General features: G+C 56.8%; 21 protein-coding genes. 4 read left to right on the top strand and 17 right to left on the bottom strand.

Annotation, left to right across the window (positions count from 1 at the left end):
- Positions 1-19: 19 nt before the first annotated feature.
- The 3 genes from H151_RS0109865 (at position 20) to H151_RS0109855 (ending at position 2332) form a co-directional block, all read left to right on the top strand.
- Positions 20-1255, top strand: a complete 1236-nt coding sequence (locus H151_RS0109865; RefSeq protein ID WP_019961502.1) for an FAD-dependent oxidoreductase — start codon at positions 20-22, stop codon at positions 1253-1255.
- 114 nt (positions 1256-1369) lie between these two features.
- Entirely contained in the window at positions 1370-1777 is a 408-nt protein-coding gene (locus tag H151_RS0109860; protein WP_019961501.1) for a hypothetical protein, read from the top strand.
- Between the two features lie 27 nt (positions 1778-1804).
- On the top strand, positions 1805-2332 hold the full coding sequence (locus tag H151_RS0109855; protein WP_324602832.1) for an endonuclease/exonuclease/phosphatase family protein: 528 nt from the start codon (positions 1805-1807) through the stop codon (positions 2330-2332).
- On the opposite strand, the gene H151_RS0109850 is transcribed toward H151_RS0109855, so the two are convergent.
- Positions 2282-3127: a squalene/phytoene synthase family protein gene (locus tag H151_RS0109850; protein WP_019961499.1), complete on the bottom strand. Its 846-nt coding sequence runs from the start codon at positions 3125-3127 to the stop codon at positions 2282-2284. The genes H151_RS0109855 and H151_RS0109850 overlap by 51 nt on opposite strands.
- Positions 3128-3265: 138 nt before the next feature.
- On the opposite strand from H151_RS0109850, the gene H151_RS0109845 reads away from it, so the two are divergent.
- Positions 3266-3865: a superoxide dismutase gene (locus H151_RS0109845; protein WP_019961498.1), complete on the top strand. Its 600-nt coding sequence runs from the start codon at positions 3266-3268 to the stop codon at positions 3863-3865.
- 78 nt (positions 3866-3943) lie between these two features.
- On the opposite strand, the gene H151_RS0109840 is transcribed toward H151_RS0109845, so the two are convergent.
- The 16 genes from H151_RS0109840 to H151_RS0109765 all read right to left on the bottom strand — a co-directional run bounded on the left by H151_RS0109840 (position 3944) and on the right by H151_RS0109765 (position 18421).
- On the bottom strand, positions 3944-4354 hold the full coding sequence (locus H151_RS0109840) for an Mth938-like domain-containing protein (protein ID WP_019961497.1): 411 nt from the start codon (positions 4352-4354) through the stop codon (positions 3944-3946).
- A complete protein-coding gene (gene secF / locus H151_RS0109835; RefSeq protein WP_019961496.1) occupies positions 4338-5336 on the bottom strand; it encodes a protein translocase subunit SecF in 999 nt (332 codons plus the stop codon). Before secF ends, H151_RS0109840 begins: the two co-directional genes overlap by 17 nt.
- A 14-nt stretch (positions 5337-5350) precedes the next feature.
- A complete protein-coding gene (secD, locus tag H151_RS0109830; RefSeq protein WP_019961495.1) occupies positions 5351-6991 on the bottom strand; it encodes a protein translocase subunit SecD in 1641 nt (546 codons plus the stop codon).
- A 71-nt stretch (positions 6992-7062) separates the two neighbouring features.
- Positions 7063-7380, bottom strand: a complete 318-nt coding sequence (gene yajC, locus H151_RS0109825) for a preprotein translocase subunit YajC (RefSeq protein WP_019961494.1) — start codon at positions 7378-7380, stop codon at positions 7063-7065.
- 105 nt (positions 7381-7485) lie between these two features.
- Positions 7486-8358 carry a M23 family metallopeptidase gene (locus tag H151_RS16110; RefSeq protein WP_169336734.1) on the bottom strand — a complete coding sequence of 291 codons (873 nt, stop codon included), beginning with the start codon at positions 8356-8358 and terminating at the stop codon, positions 7486-7488.
- Between the two features lie 191 nt (positions 8359-8549).
- A complete protein-coding gene (locus tag H151_RS0109815) occupies positions 8550-9194 on the bottom strand; it encodes a protein-L-isoaspartate(D-aspartate) O-methyltransferase (protein ID WP_019961492.1) in 645 nt (214 codons plus the stop codon).
- An 11-nt stretch (positions 9195-9205) separates the two neighbouring features.
- Positions 9206-10000, bottom strand: a complete 795-nt coding sequence (gene surE, locus H151_RS0109810) for a 5'/3'-nucleotidase SurE (protein WP_019961491.1) — start codon at positions 9998-10000, stop codon at positions 9206-9208.
- Positions 10001-10003: 3 nt separating this feature from the next.
- Positions 10004-11281, bottom strand: coding sequence for a serine--tRNA ligase (serS, locus tag H151_RS0109805; RefSeq protein ID WP_019961490.1), 1278 nt, complete (start codon positions 11279-11281; stop codon positions 10004-10006).
- A gap of 111 nt (positions 11282-11392) precedes the next feature.
- Positions 11393-12220: a twin-arginine translocase subunit TatC gene (tatC, locus tag H151_RS0109800; RefSeq protein WP_019961489.1), complete on the bottom strand. Its 828-nt coding sequence runs from the start codon at positions 12218-12220 to the stop codon at positions 11393-11395.
- Positions 12217-12711, bottom strand: a complete 495-nt coding sequence (tatB, locus tag H151_RS17100) for a Sec-independent protein translocase protein TatB (RefSeq protein ID WP_019961488.1) — start codon at positions 12709-12711, stop codon at positions 12217-12219. Before tatB ends, tatC begins: the two co-directional genes overlap by 4 nt.
- Positions 12712-12717: 6 nt before the next feature.
- Entirely contained in the window at positions 12718-12939 is a 222-nt protein-coding gene (locus H151_RS16100; protein WP_019961487.1) for a Sec-independent protein translocase family protein, read from the bottom strand.
- A 703-nt stretch (positions 12940-13642) separates the two neighbouring features.
- The gene (gene scpB / locus H151_RS0109785; protein WP_019961486.1) at positions 13643-14398 is read right to left on the bottom strand and encodes an SMC-Scp complex subunit ScpB; all 756 of its coding nucleotides are present in this window, start codon (positions 14396-14398) and stop codon (positions 13643-13645) included.
- Positions 14391-15182 (bottom strand): segregation and condensation protein A, encoded by a 792-nt coding sequence (locus H151_RS0109780; RefSeq protein WP_019961485.1) that lies wholly within the window; start codon positions 15180-15182, stop codon positions 14391-14393. The genes scpB and H151_RS0109780 overlap by 8 nt, the downstream gene beginning before the upstream one ends.
- The gene (gene nagZ, locus H151_RS0109775; protein ID WP_019961484.1) at positions 15183-16214 is read right to left on the bottom strand and encodes a beta-N-acetylhexosaminidase; all 1032 of its coding nucleotides are present in this window, start codon (positions 16212-16214) and stop codon (positions 15183-15185) included.
- Positions 16211-17134: an SPOR domain-containing protein gene (locus H151_RS0109770; protein WP_019961483.1), complete on the bottom strand. Its 924-nt coding sequence runs from the start codon at positions 17132-17134 to the stop codon at positions 16211-16213. The genes nagZ and H151_RS0109770 overlap by 4 nt, the downstream gene beginning before the upstream one ends.
- A gap of 111 nt (positions 17135-17245) precedes the next feature.
- Positions 17246-18421: a deoxyguanosinetriphosphate triphosphohydrolase gene (locus H151_RS0109765; RefSeq protein ID WP_019961482.1), complete on the bottom strand. Its 1176-nt coding sequence runs from the start codon at positions 18419-18421 to the stop codon at positions 17246-17248.
- Between the last annotated feature and the right edge of the window lie 31 nt (positions 18422-18452).

Raw genomic sequence — 18452 nt, 5'->3', positions numbered from 1 at the left:
CCCGATAGGGGAGAGGGCCATGCCATCATACACGATCGCCATTATCGGGGCGGGGATTTCGGGGTTGGCATGCGCCAGCTTCCTGGCCGAGGCGGGCCATAACGTTCATATCTTTGAGCGATTTGCACACGCGCGCCCCGTCGGTTCAGGCTTGATGATCCAACCCACGGGACTGGGCGTCTTGGCGCGTTTGGGCCTGGATGAGCGCTTAAAAGACAGCTGCGCGAGGATCACCCATCTTCAAGGGCGCACCCAGCAGGGCCGTCCCATCTTTGATCTTCATTATGGCCTGCTCAATCCCAACAGCTTTGCTTTAGGCGTCCATCGCGGACAGATTTTCCAAGCGCTTTTGGACAAGGCCTTAAGCCTAGGCGTTCACCTGACCACAGGGATGACGATTGATACGCTTGAACGTCTCAGTGATGGGCGTTTTCTCATCCCCGCCGCGCGCGATCATGGGATTATCGAGACCTTTGATCTGGTGATTGATGCCAGTGGTCACCATTCTGCCCTCGCCGCGACCTATGGACAGATCAAATATGACCGGTCCTATCCCTATGGCGCGCTCTGGGGCGTGTGCCGCGACCCTGATCAGAGTATGGGTCAGGATACCCTGCACCAACGCTATCGCCAGGCGCGCATGATGATTGGGGTTCTCCCGCTCAACACCCTCCCCAATGCCGCTTCGCCTCATTTCGCGTTCTTCTGGAGCCTGCGCAATGAAGACCAGACGCAATGGCGCGCGCGCCCGCTCGATGTCTGGAAAGACGAGGTCACGACGCTCTGGCCCGACCTCGCGCCTTTTCTGGACCAGTTCCACAGCCATGATGATCTGCAATGGGCGCGCTATGGCCATAAAACCCTCAAGCGCCGGGTGGAAGGCCGCCTCGCCTTTATCGGCGATGCAGCCCATGCGATGAGCCCTCAGCTGGGACAAGGCGCGAATATGGGCCTGATTGATGCCTATATCTTGAGCACATGCCTGAATACTGTCGCTGATCTCGATCAGGCCCTCGCCCAGTATAATAATCAACGCCGTGCGCATGTGATGTTCTATCTGATCGCCAGCGCCTGGATGACGCCTTTCTTTCAATCGGACACAGCATGGCTTTCAACGCTGCGTGATCTGACCTTCGCACCAATGTGCCACACGCCGTGGCTGCGCGTGGAGATGATGCGCACGCTGGCGGGCATGAAAACCGGCCTGTTCAGCCATCTTAATCCCGGTGAGTTTTCATCGCGTTATCGGGTATAAAGTTAGGAACTGAACACCCCGCATGTAAGATCACCGAGCGCCGAACAAAAGCCGCCTTAGGACAATTTATAAGAATTACCACGTGCTGAATGTGATTTTGATTTAGGTCATAAAATGAAAGTCTATGTATCTCTTGGTATCGGCTTGTTCGCCATGGGCCTTTGGCTCCCGCTACCTTGGCCTTTCAGTCTCGCCGTGCATTTTACATTTTATCTCATGATCATATCCGGGATATGGCTCGCATATATGGCGCTGTATTGGCGCAAGGCCCCGCTAAAACTGGGATTAAGCCTAGGCGCAGCATTACTCATCACCTCAAAATTTTGGCTTATTCCAGATTTCACATCGCTGCAGCCCTCAATCAGGCCCGATCTCAGCCTAGCTTTTCTCAATAGTCAAAAGAGTGAAAGCGCGGTCATTGCTTTTCTGGCACTTCGCGAAACGCGCGAGAGTGATGTGATTGCTTTTGCGGAATTTCCTGAAAGTTTAAGCTCGGCCACTATAGCGTCATTAAATGAGTAGCCTTATCAAGCCCAACGCTCCGCAAGCATAGATATTTTTGGGCGAAACTATGAAACAACGCTCATGCTGGCTTCAAAGCACCCTTTCGAGCAAGTCCACTCCCCTGCTTTTTCCCATAGTGGGCATCGCAGCCCCATTGAAGCGCGTCTGGGCTTAAACGGCTGCAGCCTTGATCTCCTCATCGCGCACCCTGCCCCGCCTGCCCTACCGTTTTGGGCCGAGGAACAACGCACGCTTATTGACGTGCTGCACGCCCATCTCACCGATAAAGACCGCTTTATTCTTATGGGAGATTTCAACACGACACCCTGGAGTATGAGTTATAAAAACTTACCCGGTAAGCGCGTTGCCGATCCGCGTTGGTCGCGAACATGGCATAGCCCGATCCCCTTCCTGGGATTACCTTTAGATCATGTCTTTATCGGCGAAGGGCTCACCCCTACAGGGTTTCATAGCGGCCCGAATGTTGGCTCCGACCACATGCCCATATTCACACGCCTTGCCCTAGATCCGTCCTGTGAGGCTGGCCCAGATCAAGCGGGCCTGGCGCTTTAGCAAGGGGCGTTCTGGATCGAGGCTATAGGGCGTATCGGCGCGCGCGATCTGGCGCGCATAGCCCTTGGTGAGGGCGATATAGCCGATAGCGGGAAAGACCTCTGCCGGTAGGGATTTGCGGGTGCGCGCCCACAGGGATTGCGCGTCCTCAAGATCGCGCCACAGCCCTTTGAGGGCCAGATCGGCTTTTTCTGGGCTTAGTCCCTTATGCACTTCAACTTCGCTCAGCTCAGCGCCCAGCATCTCTTCGCGCGTATAGGGGGCCCGGCCCGCTGCGGCGAGGCTGGGGAAGGCGCGCAATAAGCCCACCAGGCCCCAGATCCGCGCGCCCGCGGCCAGCGCCATCAAGGCTTCACCGCTGAAATTGACCTGCGGCGCGCACAAGCGCGCGCTTAAGCGCAATAATATCCCGGCGGTACGGTCGATATAGTCCAAGCGGTCTTGATGGGTGGGAAAGGGCCCCTCGCCCAGATCGGCTGAGCGCGCTTCAATCAGGGTGATAAGACTGTCTTTATCGGGTCCACCGGGGGCTTCGCGCAATTCAGACAAGCCTTCATAAATATCATGACGGCGCACTTTTGCCGGGCTTGCAAACAGATCCTCAATCGCATCGCGCGCCCAGGCCAGGCGCATCTCGCCGATCACCGGCTCGCTGACACTATCGGGGATCTTGGCGATCTCATGATAAAAGGCATAAAGCGTCATCAGACGCGCACGGATCTCAGCGGGCGCAAACAGCGCCGCCATCCGGCGATCAGGATCATTTTTTTCTACTAACGCGTCAAAATCTATCATGCTATGCGTCTGACATGCTGGACAGATGGGGTCTAGCCCCCATATGTGTCTGGTGATGCGTTCGGCCCACCCTCAAAGGCCGTCGTTGTGCAGCGCCCTTGGCATAAGCGCAAGGGTTTTACATTTAAGGAGCTTCTCATGGCATTTTCTCTTCCCGACCTTCCCTATGCTCAAGACGGTCTGGCCCCGCACATTTCTGCGGAGACTTTGAGCTTCCACCATGGCAAGCACCACAAAACCTATGTCGATAAAGCCAATGGCCTGGTTGAGGGTAGCGATCTGGCCGATGCCAGCCTGGAAGAGGCCATCGCCAAGTCCTGGGCCGACAAGAACATGGCCGTGTTCAACAATGTCGCCCAGATCTGGAACCACACTTTCTATTGGCACTCTATGAAGCCCAATGGCGGCGGCAAGCCCTCTGGCGAGCTGGCCTCTATGATTGATCGCGATTTCGGCTCTTTCGACAAGTTTGCAGAAGAATTCACCACCGCAGGTGCGGGCCAGTTTGGTTCGGGCTGGGCCTGGTTGGTCGTGAAAGACGCCAAGTTGGAAGTGCGCAAAACCCCCAATGCGGAAACCCCGCTGACCGAAGCCGGTGTCACCCCGCTGCTGACCATGGATGTATGGGAACACGCCTATTATCTCGATTACCAAAACCGCCGCCCGGATTATATGGGGGCGTTCTTAGAGCATTTGGTCAATTGGGACTTCGCGGCTGAAAATCTGAAAAACGCGTAAGCGCTTTTTTTTGAGTTCGCATAAAAAACCCCGCAAAGCTTGGCTTTGCGGGGTTTTTTTTGTGTATCGTGTGTGAGCCTAGTCTGCGGGCAGTAAGGCGACGCCAATGCGGCGCGCTTCACCGGCCAGCATATTATAGACCCGGCATGCCGTCGCACTATCGAGGACTTCCAAACCGATACCGGCCGCCAAAAAGCCTTCACGCACGCCCTGGGGCGGATGGGCGATCGAGGGACCAACGCCCAAAATCACCAAATCCGGCTTCTTTTCGGCCTGCAAGAAACGATCGAAATCGGCCAGGCTAAGGCTTTGAAGATCGTTGACGGGCCACGCTGCAACCTGATCTTCGACCATCAAAGTTGGCCCATCATAACGCACCCCGCCAATGCGAAAGCCCCCATCACCATAGGCATCAATGGGCGGCAGGGTAATTTTGGCCTGCGCGCCGCGATCTTGGCCCCGGGCATTTGGATTAACGCTTGTCGGCAAACCGCGCCTCCGCTTCGTCTTCCTCACTGGTGCGCTTAACGCCGGTTAGCATCAACAGCGGGGCAGCCACGAAGATTGACGAATAGGTCCCGATCACAATGCCCCAGATCAGCGCGAAGGCAAACCCCTGAAGGGCGTGCCCGCCAAAGATCGCCAAAGACACCAGCGCCACCAAAGTGGTGCCAGAGGTCAAAATGGTGCGCGACAAGGTAAGGTTGATCGACATGTTGAGAACCTGAGAAATCTCCAAGGTCTTATATTTGCGGAATTCCTCACGCACCCGGTCATAAACCACAACGGTGTCGTTCATCGAATAGCCAACGATGGTCAAAATCGCAGCAATGGTAGAAAGATTGAACTCCAGCCCGGTCAGCGAGAACATGCCAATCGTGGCAATGACATCGTGGACCAGCGCCAGAACGGCCCCGACCGAATACTGCCACTCAAACCGGAACCAGATATAGACCAACATCAAAATAAGCGCGATGCCGACGGCCATAGAGCCCTTGACGACCAGCTCATCAGAGACTTTCGGGCTGATCACGCTGGATCCGCGTAGTTCAATACCGGGAAAACTTTCCACCAGCGCAGTTTCAACATATTGGCGCACGATCTGTTGAGCGCCGTTTTCACTGGTATCTTCCGTGACGAGATCGGGGGCGATCTGGCGGATCTGCTCCAAGCTCAGGCTTTCCACGCGGATGAATAAATCGCGATCCGTGCCCACGCCTTGCACCTGAACATCACCCAGGCCCAAACCGGACATGGTTGTGCGAATGGCGCTCAGATCCGCAGGGCCTTCGGTGCGCACTTCCAACATGGTGCCGCCGCGAAAGTCGATCCCGTAATTGAGACCTTTGGCGAAAAACACGCCAAGCGAGCCCACGATCAACAGGGCGGAAAAGATAAAGGCGATCCAGCGCCCCTTAATGAAAGGGACATTCGATTGCACAGGAATAAAACGAACGAGGGCGAAAGACATAGCTCCAGCCTCCCTTAAAAACCGATGGATTGAGGCTTACGCAAGCGCAGCCAGACCGCCACGACAAAGCGCGAGAAGGTGAAGGCGGTAAAGACCGAAGTCACGATACCAATGCCCAAAGTCACGGCAAAACCGCGCACGGGCCCTGCGCCCATCATAAAGAGGACGGCCGCAGCAATAAAAGTAGTCACGTTGGCGTCCAAAATAGCCGCGAAGGCGCGGTTATAACCGATCTCAATGGCATTGATGACTTTACGGCCCTGGCGGATTTCCTCGCGTATACGCTCAAAAATCAGCACATTGGCGTCCACCGCCATACCAATGGTCAAAATGATCCCGGCGATCCCAGGCAGGGTCAATGTCGCCTGCAAACCGGACAGTGCGCCCAAAATCAGCAAGACGTTGATCAATAGAGCGGTCGTTGAAACCACACCCATAAAACCATACGCCAAGACCATGAACACGATCACCAGCGCAAAGCCCAAAAGGATCGCTTCGGCACCAGCTTCAATCGCATCCTGGCCCATGGAGGCCGTGATGGAGCGCTGCTCCACGGGCGTCAGCTTGGCAGGCAAGGCCCCGGCAGACAGCATGGTAGAAAGGTCGCTGGCCTCTTGAACCGTGAACGAGCCTTCAATAATCCCCGAGCCGCCCAGAATGGGGCTGCGAATACGTGGTGCCGTGATCACAACACCATCGAGGACAATGGCAAAACGCTCACCCACATTTTGGCTGGTAATCTCACCAAAGACCTGGCTGCCCGTTGTGTCAAAACGGAAGGCGACAGCGGGTTGACCGTTCTGGTCAAAACTCTGACTGGCTGAGGCGAGATTCTCACCGCTTAAAACCGCACGGCGCTTCACGGCCACAAAATTCTCATAGCCATCATCGCTGGGTAAGATCATGACATCTGGCGGGGTGCGGGCCTGACCATCGGGACCCACCTGAACCGAGCGATCAACCATGTGGAAGGTCATCCGCGCCGTCGTCCCCACAAGGTCGATCACGCGCTGTGGATCGCTTTCCCCTGGAACCTGCACGAGGACACGATCTTCATCCTGACGGGTGATGGTCGGCTCCGTCGTTCCCGTCGCATCGATCCGGCGACGAATAACCTCGATGGATTGTTCAACGGTGCGTTGACGAATAGAGGAAATTTCCGCCTCAGTGATCGCAATCCGGATGGTGCGATCACTGTCATCTTGAGTGATAGATAAGCGCTGGTCCAGGCTCTGGCCACCATTGGCTCCGGTAACGGGGCCATTCAGCTCGCGAAGGCGCTCATAGGCTGCCCCTAAATCTTCCGGATTGGTGACGCGAATCACGACCTGCTGACCGACAACTGCCGGGCGCGCGGTAAAGATGGGCGGGTCATTGCGCAAAACAACCCGCGCCTCTTCAGCCAAATCGCCCAGGCGCTCTTGGCGGACATCTTCGATATCCACTTCAAAGACCAGATGCGAGCCACCGCGCAAATCCAAACCTAAATTCACGGTTTGGCTGGGCAATATCGTCCATATTCCTTTGGTTTGATCGGGATTGGCCGGATCGACATAGCGGTTTTCAGCCGGAACAAAATTAGGAAGAGAGAAGAAAAAGCCCAACAGGACCACGCCCAAAATGAGCACGACCTTCCAGGGAGAGAAATACAGCATAGGCTCGGCCTCAAACCGGAAATAGGATCAAGTCATATCCTTATGGCGCTTTAAAAAAGCGCCATAAGGATTTAGTTCTTTTCGACAATTTTATCTGTTTTATCAGACGTATCATTCGCCGGTTCAGTACGATTGCGCACTTCAGCAACGGTCTGCTTCAAAACGCGAACGCGTACACCTTCGGCCAGCTCCAGGCTCAGCTCTTGATCCTGAACGCGTACGATTTTACCGATGAGGCCAGAACTGGTGACAACTTCATCGCCGCGGCGCAAATTATCAACCATCTCTTGATGACGTTTGCGCTGCTGCTGCTGTGGGCGAATAATCATGAAATAGAAAATCAAACCGATCGCGATGAACGGTGCAAATTGTAACAGCGCAGCTTCCATAAACGCCTCTCCCTCCACGCTTGATCGCCTCATATAAAGCGCATCAAGACCTATAAACAATGTTCGCCCGGACTATATCGGGAGCGCGAGCCATTGCAACAAGGCTTAACGGTTCGGTAAAAGCTCTAAAGGATTGACCGGGGTGACATTGCGCCGGATTTCAAAGTGTAACATCGGGCGATCGGCTGAGCCCGATGACCCGGCCTGGGCGATAATATCGCCGCTGCGCACTTGTGCGCCTTCGCCAACGCGCAACACCGAATTGTGCGCATAGGCAGTCACATAGCCCCCTGAATGGCGCACCAGCACAAGATTGCCATAGCCTTGCAATTCGCTGCCCGCATAAACCACCGCGCCATCAGCAGCGACCCGTACCGGGGCACCGGGCTCAACTGCTATTTTTATCCCGTCATTGCTCTTGCCTGAGCTTTGGGGACCAAAGCCTTCCAAGACTTGGCCCTCAACGGGCCAGGTAAAGCGCGGCACGCCTCCCCCCAATTGCGGATCTTGCGGCTCAACCCGCGCGGGCGGGCGCCCAGTTGTGGGCGGCGGGGTTACCGGGGGTGAATAGGTCGAAGAGGGTGGGGTTTGCGCGACACGGCGCGGCGGCGGCGATGTGCGCTGGGCACGCGGCGTACCCCGCACGCGCAATTCTTGACCGGGATAAATCGTCGAACTGGTCGAGATCCCGTTGAGGCTCGCCAGCTCTTGGGTGGAAAGCCCATGATTGAGCGCAATCCGGTAAAGATTATCGCCCCGGCGCACGGTATAGGTGGAAGGCCCTGGCAGGGTGAGCGTCTGGCCAGGATTGAGCGAATACGGAGAACGAATATTGTTTTCACGCGCCAGATCACGCCATTCCACACCGCAGCGCGCAGCAATGGTCGATAAGCTATCGCCCCGGCGCACCGTATAGCTGCGCCCACAATTTTCAGAGGATGTGCGTGAGGAGGATGACGATGTGGCACGCGTATCCACACCCGCTGGACCCCGCGGCTGCGAGGCACATCCAGCAAGGGCCAGCGTTCCTATGACTAGAACCAGCCGAATAACGTTGCGCGTGCTCACCTTTGCCCACTCACCCTGGACGAAAATCAGGGTAAACATGGCATGCAGGGCGTTAACCGGGAGTTAGCCAAACTCAAAATTTCTGAAGAGACGCGCGCGACTCAGCTCGCCTTGGCGATACCGGCCACCATCGGCACAAAGCGTACATCGAAGAGTACCTCTTCGAAAATCTCATCGCCTTGGCGTTCATAGCGCATCAAAGTCTGGATATGACCGTTTTGCACCGGGGCGATGGCAATGCCGCCATCTTCGCGCAATTGCTCCAGCAAATCATAAGGGCGATCGGCCGCTGCGCAGGTCGCGATAATTCGATCAAAGGGCGCTTGTTCAGGCCAGCCGGCCATGCCATCGCCAATTCGCGTGGTGATATTATGTAAGTTGAGTTGATGAAAACGCTTTTGCGCCTGCACCGAGAGGGTGCGATAACGCTCCACCGAGTAGACCCGGCGGGCCAATTGCGCCAAAACCGCAGCCTGATAGCCAGAGCCAGTGCCGATCTCCAGCACTTTACAGCGATCATTCAGCGCCAGAGCCTGGGTCATCTGGGCCACGACCAGCGGCTGGGAAATCGTTTGGCCGCAATTGATGGGCAGGGCGCGGTCATCATAGGACTGATCTAAAAAGCCTGCCTCGACAAAGACATCGCGCGGCGTGCGCTCCATCGCGCCCAGCACAGCCTTATCGCTGACCCCGGCGCGGCGCAATTGCATAACCAGCTGAATGACACGTGGATCGTGTCCAAACATGATAACCCCGCTTAATCGCGCAAAATGTCCCCATGGAGCGCCTCGGCGAGGCGATCACGGGTGTCATAATGCGTCAGATCAAGTTGCAAAGGCGTTACCGAAACCCGTCCTTCGTAAATTGCGCGCAGATCAGTGCCTACCGGCGGGTTAGAAAGCTTGCCGTTAAAGCCCAGCCAGTAATAGGTTCCCCCGCGCAAATCCTCGCGCTTATCGGCATGAATAATATGCTCATCGCGCTGGCCCTGAACGGTGGCTTCAATCCCGGCGACGTCATCGACATCACGGTCGGGGAAATTGACATTCATGATGACATTTTCCGACCACGGCGTTTCCAGGAGGTGACGCAAGACCCGCGGTGCCAGGGTGCGCGCCGTATCCCAGCGCAGTTTCGCATCGCGGTTAAAGCCATAGGCCAGCGAAAACGCAACCGAAGGAATGCCCAGCTGCATGCCCTGAACGGCCCCGGCGACAGTGCCCGACAGAGTGACGCTTTCGGCCATGTTTTGCCCGTGATTGATGCCAGAGAGAACCAGGTCCGGCACCTTATCCTCCATCAAGCCCTGCACCGCCATCAGCACGCAATCTGTCGGCGTACCGTTGACCGAATAGCGCTGATGACCAAACTCACGCACGCGCAGCGGCGTATGCAGGGTGAGCGCGCGGCTCATCCCCGATTGCTCTTCATGCGGGGCGACAATCCAGACATCATCTGAAAATTCGCGGGCCACCTCTTCAAGGACTTTCAGCCCCTCAGCATGGATCCCATCGTCATTCGTCAACAAGATGCGCGGATTGTCGCCCAACATGATTTAAGCCTTCAAAACTTCGAGCCCGCCCATATAAGGACGCAGGGCCGCAGGAATGGTCACAGAGCCATCGGCGTTCTGGTGATTTTCCAGAACCGCCAGCAAGGCGCGCCCGACCGCAACCCCAGACCCGTTGAGGGTATGAAGGAAATCGGGACGCTTTTCGCCTTCACGGCGGAAACGGGCATTCATGCGGCGCGCCTGGAAGTCACCACAGTTTGAGCAAGAGGAAATCTCGCGATAGGTGTCCTGGCTCGGCAACCAGACCTCAAGGTCATAGGTTTTGCGCGCTGAAAAGCCCATATCCCCTGAGCATAGCAGCATGACGCGGTACGGTAGCTCCAACCGGCGCAGAATTTCTTCCGCGCACTGGGTCATGCGCTCCAATTCCTCTTCTGACTCTTCAGGCTTCACCACACACACCATTTCCACTTTCTGGAATTGGTGCATGCGAATAAGACCGCGCGTATCACGCCCGGCTGAGCCTGCCTCGGCGCGGAAACACGGCGTGTAAGCCGTCATGCGCATCGGCAAGGCGTCTTCGCCATGGATGGTGTCGCGCGCCAGATTGGTTAGCGAGACCTCAGCGGTTGGGATCAACCAGCGATCATCGGTGGTGCGGAATAAATCATCGGCAAATTTTGGCAATTGCCCGGTGCCGAACATGGCCTCGTCCCGCACCAGATAAGGCGGCGAATATTCTTTAAAGCCATGCTCGGTGGTATGAATATCCAGCATGAAGGCCGCCAGGGCGCGCTCCAACCGGGCCAAAGGCCCAGACAGCACCGCAAAGCGTGAGCCTGACATTGCCGCGGCGCGCTCAAAATCCAGCCCGCCCAGGCCCTCGCCCAGATCGACATGATCTTTGACCGCGAAGTCAAATTCGCGCGGCTCACCCCAGCCTCGCACTTCTTCATTATCCGCTTCATCTGCGCCCTCAGGCACATCATCAAACGGCATATTGGGAAGGGCGGCGAGATGCTGATTAAGCAGCTCATCGGCTTTTTCGGCTTCAGCGTTCAGGCGATCCATCTCACCTTTTAAGCGCTCAACCTCAGCGCGCAAACGCTCAAACTCGCCCTCATCGCCCTTGGCTTTGGCGGCTCCGATTTGCTTAGACATCGCATTGCGTTGGGTCTCAACCTCTTGCAGGGCCGATGTTGCCGAACGCCGATCACTGTCGAGATCAATTAAGCGCGCGGCCTGTGGCTCCAGAGAGCGCCTGGCCATCGCCGCATCAAAGACATCGGGATTTTCGCGAATAAAACGAATATCATGCATGGGATAATCCCCGGATCGGCGTGGAACAAAAAAGGTTAGAAAGCCGGTGATAGCCAGTTGCGTCTCATCCGTCTAGGTGGCGTGGTGCGCTAAAAAGACGGCAGAGGTGGATCAGGAAGCGGAGTCCGCGCCCTTGTCCGCTTCATCCTTAGGCTCGACCAATTTTACCGCCAGGATCGAGATCGCATAAAGCCCAAACATCGCAGCACCCAGAAAGATCTGCGAGATGGGATCGGGCGGGGTAACAAAGGCGGCAAAGGCGGCAATACCCACCAGAGCAAATTTCCAGAACTGAATCAAAGTCTGCGAGGTAATAATCCCCGCCTTGCCCAATAGGGACAACAAGACCGGCAATTGGAAAGAAATGCCAAAGGCCAGGATCAAAGTCGTTACCAGATTGAGGTACTCAGAGACCCGCGTCAGCAATTGGATGCTCGCGCGTCCATCCCCGCCCAATTGCTCCTGGCCCAAGGCAAAGCCCATCACAAAAGGCAGGATGAAATAATACACCATGGCCATGCCCGCCACGAACAGCACCGGTGCCGCCAGGAGGAAAGGTGTAAAGGCCAGGCGCTCATTCTTATAAAGCCCGGGGCTGACAAAGGCCCAGACCTGATAGGCAATCACAGGAAAGGCCAAAATGATCGCCCCAAAGAGCGCGAGCTTCAACTTGACGAAGAAAAACTCCAACGGTGCGGTAAAGATCAGCTGTAATTCCAGCGCATCTTGATCCACGCCGCGCACGCGGTGGGCAGCCATTTCAAACGGCCCTAAAAGGAAATTATAGATCCGCTCGGCCAGGAAGAAGCAAATCCCAAAGCCCACGGCCAAGGCCAACAGGACCACGACCAAGCGCGAGCGCAATTCCATCAAATGGGTCATTAAAGGCGCGCGGCTGGCCTCGACCTCGTCCGCTTTAGGGGCAGCACTCACCGTCAATGTCCTTGCGAGGTCTTAGAAGATTGAGGATCAGCCTCTGGCGCAATCCCAGCTTCAGCGGGCTGTGATACGCGCGTATCAGGCATAGCGTCATCCGCACCAGTGCTGGCGGGCAAACGGGGATGCGGCTTATCCCCCACATTATCACGAACCGGCGCAGCGGTCGTGGGGCGGGGCTTATCTGCAGTGTCTTGAGGGGCAGGCTTAGAGCGAAAATCGCTGGCTTCGCGCACGGCCGAATTGATCTCACGCGAGACATCGCCCACCGGATTGACCTTTTTCAAGGCCTCAATCTCACGGCGTAATTCTTCCATCTCGGCCTCACGGCCCAGCTCTTCGAAATTGCGTTGAAACTCACGGGCCATGGCTTTGGCCTGGGCCACATAGCGTCCCAGCTTGCGCATCATCAAGGGCAGATCTTTCGGCCCCACAACGACCAGCGCCAGGATTAAAATGACCAGGAGTTCCGGTGCGCCAACGCCCGGGTTCATAACCGATTAGCCCCCGGTTTTTTCGCTTTCGCGGATCTCATCTTTTGGCAAATTGGTCGGGGATTGAGGCTTTGCCTCTTCCGCCTCATTGTCATCTTTCAGGCCCTTGCGGAAGGCCGTAATGCCATTGGCGACATCGCCCATCAAAGACGAGATCTTACCGCGCCCGCCAAAGAGCACCAATAAGAGTAAACCGACGATGAGTAACCCAGTCCAATGAGGTGCCATAGGCCCTCTCCTTCACGTCACTTGCAAGACATCTCACAGTGAGTAGCGGAAAATCGCAAAAAGTCCAATCTCCCCCACACAGCTTCTGTTGTCATTGTTGGGCATTTTTTTGAGGGTGAGGGTGGGCGCTTTGCGGTGCGAGGATATCTTTTAAGACCCGCCATCCCGCAGAAGCGTCAGCGCTCAACTCGCCGATCGGCGATAGCGCACAACACAGCGCACATCCGGACAGCGCACATCCGGGATCTCTTGAATTTGCCATTTAGGTTTATAGATCCCGGCTCAAGGCCGGGATGACAGTGCTCACTAAAAAGCTCAAAAAAAACGCCCCCTCCGGCCTTTCAGGCCACCTCCCCCGCTTTGCAGGGGAGGATAAAGCACAAACCTGTCACCCCAAACTTGATTTGGGGGCCATGCCGTGCGGGTAGAGCAAGGTTCTGGTCGCGTAGATTATACGGCACGCTCACGCCATGGATGCCAGATCAAGTCGGCGATGACAGGTTCGACCTGAAGGGTCGCAAGGACGAATGTCCGTCCGCAGCGAAGCGAGGAAACTTAAAGAAAAAATGTCATCCCGGGCGAACTTTTGTGAGACCCGGGATCTATTGGGCTTGCCATGAACGCAGATAGATCCCCGATCAAGTCGGGGATGACATTTTATATTGTCGTCATGACGATGCGCAGAACCCGAGCCTACCAGGCCCTAGTTCGGTTCATCCTCGGCAAGGAAATCAACATGGAAATCAGGCTGATCAATATCATGATCAAGATTATCGCCCGATAAAAGGGGCGCGCCGGGATCGGGCATGGAAAAGCCCGCCGGGATGCGCGCCGATAACAGCCCCGCCGCGCGCAAATCATGAACGCCAGGAAGGTCACTCAGCGATGTCAGGCCAAAATACTCTAAAAACCGATCCGTCGTGCCATAGGTCACGGGCTTGCCCGGGGTACGTTTACGCCCGCGATAGCGCAGCCATCCCATTTCAAACAGGATATCAAGCGTCCCCTTCGAGACAGCCACGCCGCGGATCTCTTCAATCTCGGCGCGCGTAATCGGCTGGTGATAGGCGATGATGGCGAGGGTCTCGCTGGCCGCTTGGGAGAGTTTTTTGGGCTCCTCGCGCACGATTTCCAAAATCTCGGCCATGTCGGGCGCGGTCTGAAAGCGCCAGCCCTCACCCACTTCCACCAGATGAATGCCGCGCGGCGCATAATCGGCCTGTAGGCGCGCCAGCAAGGCGCGAATATCGAAATCGCCTTTGACCCGCGCCTTCAAGGTCGCCAAGTCCAAAGGCTCCGCCGCCGCAAATAACAGGGCTTCAATCTGGCGAAGGCCCACTTCATCACCGCTAAACGGTGCAAGGTTTCGGGGCCGCGCTGCGCCTGCCTTCACCGCGCGGATTGCCGCGGCAAAGCTATTGGCATCCCCGGCGGGCTTGATATGACCATCATCAGGCATCGACACACTCTCCTGATTTCATCCAGATCGGACCATAGGTCTGTTCCTGGCGCACGTGAAGCGCGCCTTCCTTGGCCAATTCCAGCGCGGCCAAGAGCGAGCTGGCACGCACGGACGCCGGTGGCATCACGCTATCCTCAGGCAGCAGCGTATCAAAGCTTTGCCATTGCGCCAATTTCGCCACCAGACCTTTGAAGCGCTCGCGCGCCTCTTCCAGGCTATAAACCTTGGGCTTGGGCGGGCTATAGGTGGCAAAAACCTCGCGCTCGCGCGCCTCGCCATAGGCTTTCATCAGATCAAACAGACCGACTTCATACTGCGGGGTGGTGATGGCACGCACCCCTTCAGGGTTTCCTGCCGTGAAGACATCGCGGCCCAGCACTTGGCCCCGATACAGGCTTTTGGCCGCCGTGCGCATCGCCTCCAGGCGCAATAGCCTGAACGCCAGCGCCTGGGCCAGCTCTTCCGGTTCCGGCTCATCATCCAAAGGGCGCGGCTTGGGCAAGAGCAGGCGCGATTTGAGATAGGCGAGCCATGCCGCCATGACCAAATAATCCGCCGCCACATCCAGGCGCGATTGGCGCGCTTCATGGATGAAGCCTAAATATTGATTGGCCAGTTCCAGGATCGAGATTTTCGCCAAATCCACTTTGTTCTTGCGCGCTAGCGCCAGAAGCAAGTGCAAGGGGCCTTCCCAGCCGTCAATATCAAGGATCAGAGCCTGCGTTTCATCGGCCTCCTCGGCCGCCTTAAACTCCACATCCTCTTCAAAGCCATCATCCATTTAGGCGATTTCCAGCTCCAGCCCGGCCTCTTTGAAATAGCCCTCTAAGGTCTCAAGACTAGCCTCAACATTCAGCGCTTTAGCCGGGCCTCGGGTCGCTTCGGCAGCGTTGGCACGCGCTAAAGCTTTACCCTCCAGAGCCTTCAGACCATGGGCGACCTCAACCATCTCACTCATCAGACCATTACAATGCAGGACCAGATCACAACCCGCCCTCAAAGAACGCTCAGCGCGCTGCTGCAAAGTCCCAGCCAGCGCCTTCATCGAGACATCATCGCTCATCAACAGGCCATCAAAGCCAATCGCGCCGCGAATGACGGTGTCGATCACCGCGCTGGAGACAGTCGCGGGATGCTCATCATCATAGGCGGCATAAACGACATGGGCCGTCATCGCCATCGGCGCATCATGAATGGCCTTAAACGCGGCAAAATCTGTCTCCATCAGGAGGTCAGCCTCTTCGCGTACAATCGGCAGGGCATGGTGGCTGTCCGCATCAGCGCGGCCATGGCCGGGAATATGCTTGATCACCCCGGCAACGCCCTGGGCGTTAAGCCCTTCCAGCGCCGCGCGGGCCATCGCGCCAATGGCCCCAGGTTCAGTATGGTAAGCGCGATCGCCAATCACATCATCCGCGCCCGGAATGGAAAGATCAACCACGGGAGCAAAATCGGCATCTATGCCAAGCCCGCGCAATTCTGCGCCAATCAGCTGGTGATTGAGCTTCACCGCCAGCAAGGCCAATTCCGGTTCACGATCCCACAGCGCGGTAAAGACATTTGCGGGCGGGGCTTTACGCCAATGGGGCGGGCGCAGGCGTTGAACCCGGCCACCTTCCTGGTCGATAAAGATAAAGCACTCACGACCCAGACAATCGCGCAGCTCATCATTGAGCCCCATGACTTGCTTGGGACTATCAACATTACGCGCAAACAGATTGAACGCCCACGGATCGCTGTCACGGAAGAAAGCTTTTTCATCCTTGGTCAGGCGCAGGCCCTCTAGGCCATAAATTACACTGTGAACGCTCATCGGCGCGCGACCAGACAATCCTGGCCCTCCCCTTTAAGGGCGGTACAATAGGTGCTGGCCTCATCACGGGTCTCAAAACCCGCGATACGCAGGCGGTGATAAATCCCGCGATCACCCAGATCGACACGGATCACATCGCGCCCATGACCGCGCGCCAGGCTGGCATGGCGGCTAGTAAAGCGCGCCCACGCCTGATCGGCTTCTTCGGTCGAACGGAAGGCCCCGATCTGGACGACATAATCGCCATTCGTATTGGCCGGGGTGCTGGCCGCTGGCGTCGCACTTGCAGGCGGCGTTTCGCGGGGTGTTTCTTGGCGCGGCTGGGGCTGGGGTACAGTACGGGCCGGGGCTTGGGGCTGAGGCAAGCTTTCGCGCGCGCTCGGCTGAGAAGCGGGCGTTGGCGTGGGTTGAGGTTCGGGCTGGCGCACAACAGGTTGCGGCTCAGGCTGACGGGTCGTCTCTTGGGGCTGAGGCGCAGGCGAGGTCTGCGCTTCATCTGCGCCCATTTGATCGGCGCTGGTGGTTTCCACTTGCAAAGACGGGCGCGTATCGACGGGCTCTTCCGGGCCGGGACGCACGCTGGCGGTGTCAATGCTTTCGATGGAATTGCCGCCATTGCCCTGACGGCGCTCATAGGCCTCAATATCCTGGCCCGGCGTTTCATATCCGCCCGGATCGGCAGGCAGCTCGCGATAGGGTTCTGCATCGGCGGTGATGCGCGGCGCGGCATTGCGCCCCCCCTCGCGCACGCCTTGTTTATAGGCGCTATAAACCACGGCGACCATCAAGACGACAAAGGCCAAGCTGGCGAAGAGCAATAACGGACCGGGGCGGTCACGCTCTTCCACCCGCGCATCAAAGGTTTCATATTCCTCGGCCGGGGGGGCATAGGCCCCCAATTTAGGCTCTTCCTCAGACATGCTTTTCACTTCACCGCTGGCGCCAATGGATTAAGGATGCCACGTCCGCAGCATTAACCAAGTCTTATATGTACTCTGCTCGCCCGTGATTCGCGAGCCCCCGTACCGGATTTATGACCATCCTTCCACATGAAACAGCTTTCTATGCTCTTCCAGCGCCAACCGATCGGTCATACCCGCGATATAATCACACACCACGCGCGCCGTTTTCTGCCCGCCGGGGCCATCAGTTCCCGCCTGGAAGCGCGTGGGCAACAAGCCTGGATCTTCGACAAAACGGGCGAAAATCTCGCGCACGATCATCTTACCCTTTTCTTTCATGCGCTTGACTTTGTACTGCAAATACATATTGGCATAAAGAAAGCGGCGTAACTCCGAGAGGCTCATCGTCATATCATCGGAGAACGCCACCACCGGATAGCCCAGCATGCGCACGTCTTCGGCGCTTTTGACGCCCGATTCGCTTAGCCGCCGACGGCTTTCTTCCAACACATCGCCGACCATCAGGCCGATCATATCGCGTACTGCTTCATAGATCAGGATTTGACGCGGAATATCGCGGTGACGCAAGCGGCAGCGATGAAACACTTCGCCCACCAAGGGCACATCCATCAATTGCTCAATGCTCAGCAGACCTGAATTCAGGCCATCGTCAATGTCATGATTATTATAGGCAATATCATCGCTGAGCGCGGCGATTTGCGCCTCAACCGAGGAATGACTCCATAATTCCAGATCTTCCCAGCCCTCATAGGCGGTAAAGCCCCAAGGCAGATTTGCCGGATCATCGCCCTTCTTCATCAAGGGGCCGTTATGCTTGACCACGCCTTCAACGGTTTCCCAGGTCAGGTTCAGCCCTTCATACTCGGGATAGCGGTTTTCCAGCTTGGTGATCACGCGCAAAGTCTGGGCATTATGATCAAAACCGCCATAGCCCTTCATCATCTCGGCCAGTGCATCTTCACCTGAATGCCCAAAGGGGGGATGGCCCAGATCATGGGCCAACGAGGTCGCCTCAGCCAGATCCTCATCCACATTCAAAGCACGCGCCAAGGTGCGGGCAATCTGCGCCACCTCCAACGAATGAGTCAGGCGGGTACGATAATCATCGCCCTCATGGGCCACAAAAACCTGGGTCTTTTCTTTCAACCGGCGAAAGGCGCTGGAATGGATGATCCGGTCGCGATCCCTTTGAAAGGGGCTGCGCATGGCGCTCTCGGTTTGGGGGTGATGGCGGCCCCGGCTGGTGTTCGGATCACAGGCATAGGGTGCGTGCGGCGTATACATGGCTGGACCTCCCTCACGGCTCACAAAAAGG

This window comes from Woodsholea maritima DSM 17123 (assembly GCF_000382325.1).
In the GTDB taxonomy this organism is placed as follows: domain Bacteria; phylum Pseudomonadota; class Alphaproteobacteria; order Caulobacterales; family Maricaulaceae; genus Woodsholea; species Woodsholea maritima.
The sequence above is the reverse complement of the archived record's forward strand: the minus strand, read 5'-3'. Positions and strand labels throughout refer to the sequence as shown.

Bases quoted from the DNA above. Each gene is read 5' to 3' on its own strand.
- H151_RS0109860 (WP_019961501.1), top strand. From the start codon at position 1,370: ATGAAAGTCTATGTATCTCTTGGTATCGGCTTGTTCGCCATGGGCCTT.
- surE (WP_019961491.1), bottom strand. From the start codon at position 10,000: ATGTTGGGCGACAATCCGCGCATCTTGTTGACGAATGACGATGGGATC.
- H151_RS0109845 (WP_019961498.1), top strand. From the start codon at position 3,266: ATGGCATTTTCTCTTCCCGACCTTCCCTATGCTCAAGACGGTCTGGCC.
- H151_RS16100 (WP_019961487.1), bottom strand. From the start codon at position 12,939: ATGGCACCTCATTGGACTGGGTTACTCATCGTCGGTTTACTCTTATTG.
- yajC (WP_019961494.1), bottom strand. From the start codon at position 7,380: ATGGAAGCTGCGCTGTTACAATTTGCACCGTTCATCGCGATCGGTTTG.
- H151_RS0109770 (WP_019961483.1), bottom strand. From the start codon at position 17,134: ATGTCTGAGGAAGAGCCTAAATTGGGGGCCTATGCCCCCCCGGCCGAG.
- tatB (WP_019961488.1), bottom strand. From the start codon at position 12,711: ATGAACCCGGGCGTTGGCGCACCGGAACTCCTGGTCATTTTAATCCTG.
- H151_RS0109765 (WP_019961482.1), bottom strand. From the start codon at position 18,421: ATGTATACGCCGCACGCACCCTATGCCTGTGATCCGAACACCAGCCGG.
- secD (WP_019961495.1), bottom strand. From the start codon at position 6,991: ATGCTGTATTTCTCTCCCTGGAAGGTCGTGCTCATTTTGGGCGTGGTC.
- serS (WP_019961490.1), bottom strand. From the start codon at position 11,281: ATGCATGATATTCGTTTTATTCGCGAAAATCCCGATGTCTTTGATGCG.
- nagZ (WP_019961484.1), bottom strand. From the start codon at position 16,214: ATGAGCGTTCACAGTGTAATTTATGGCCTAGAGGGCCTGCGCCTGACC.
- H151_RS0109780 (WP_019961485.1), bottom strand. From the start codon at position 15,182: ATGGATGATGGCTTTGAAGAGGATGTGGAGTTTAAGGCGGCCGAGGAG.
- H151_RS0109815 (WP_019961492.1), bottom strand. From the start codon at position 9,194: ATGTTTGGACACGATCCACGTGTCATTCAGCTGGTTATGCAATTGCGC.
- secF (WP_019961496.1), bottom strand. From the start codon at position 5,336: ATGTCTTTCGCCCTCGTTCGTTTTATTCCTGTGCAATCGAATGTCCCT.
- scpB (WP_019961486.1), bottom strand. From the start codon at position 14,398: ATGCCTGATGATGGTCATATCAAGCCCGCCGGGGATGCCAATAGCTTT.
- H151_RS0109865 (WP_019961502.1), top strand. From the start codon at position 20: ATGCCATCATACACGATCGCCATTATCGGGGCGGGGATTTCGGGGTTG.
- H151_RS0109850 (WP_019961499.1), bottom strand. From the start codon at position 3,127: ATGATAGATTTTGACGCGTTAGTAGAAAAAAATGATCCTGATCGCCGG.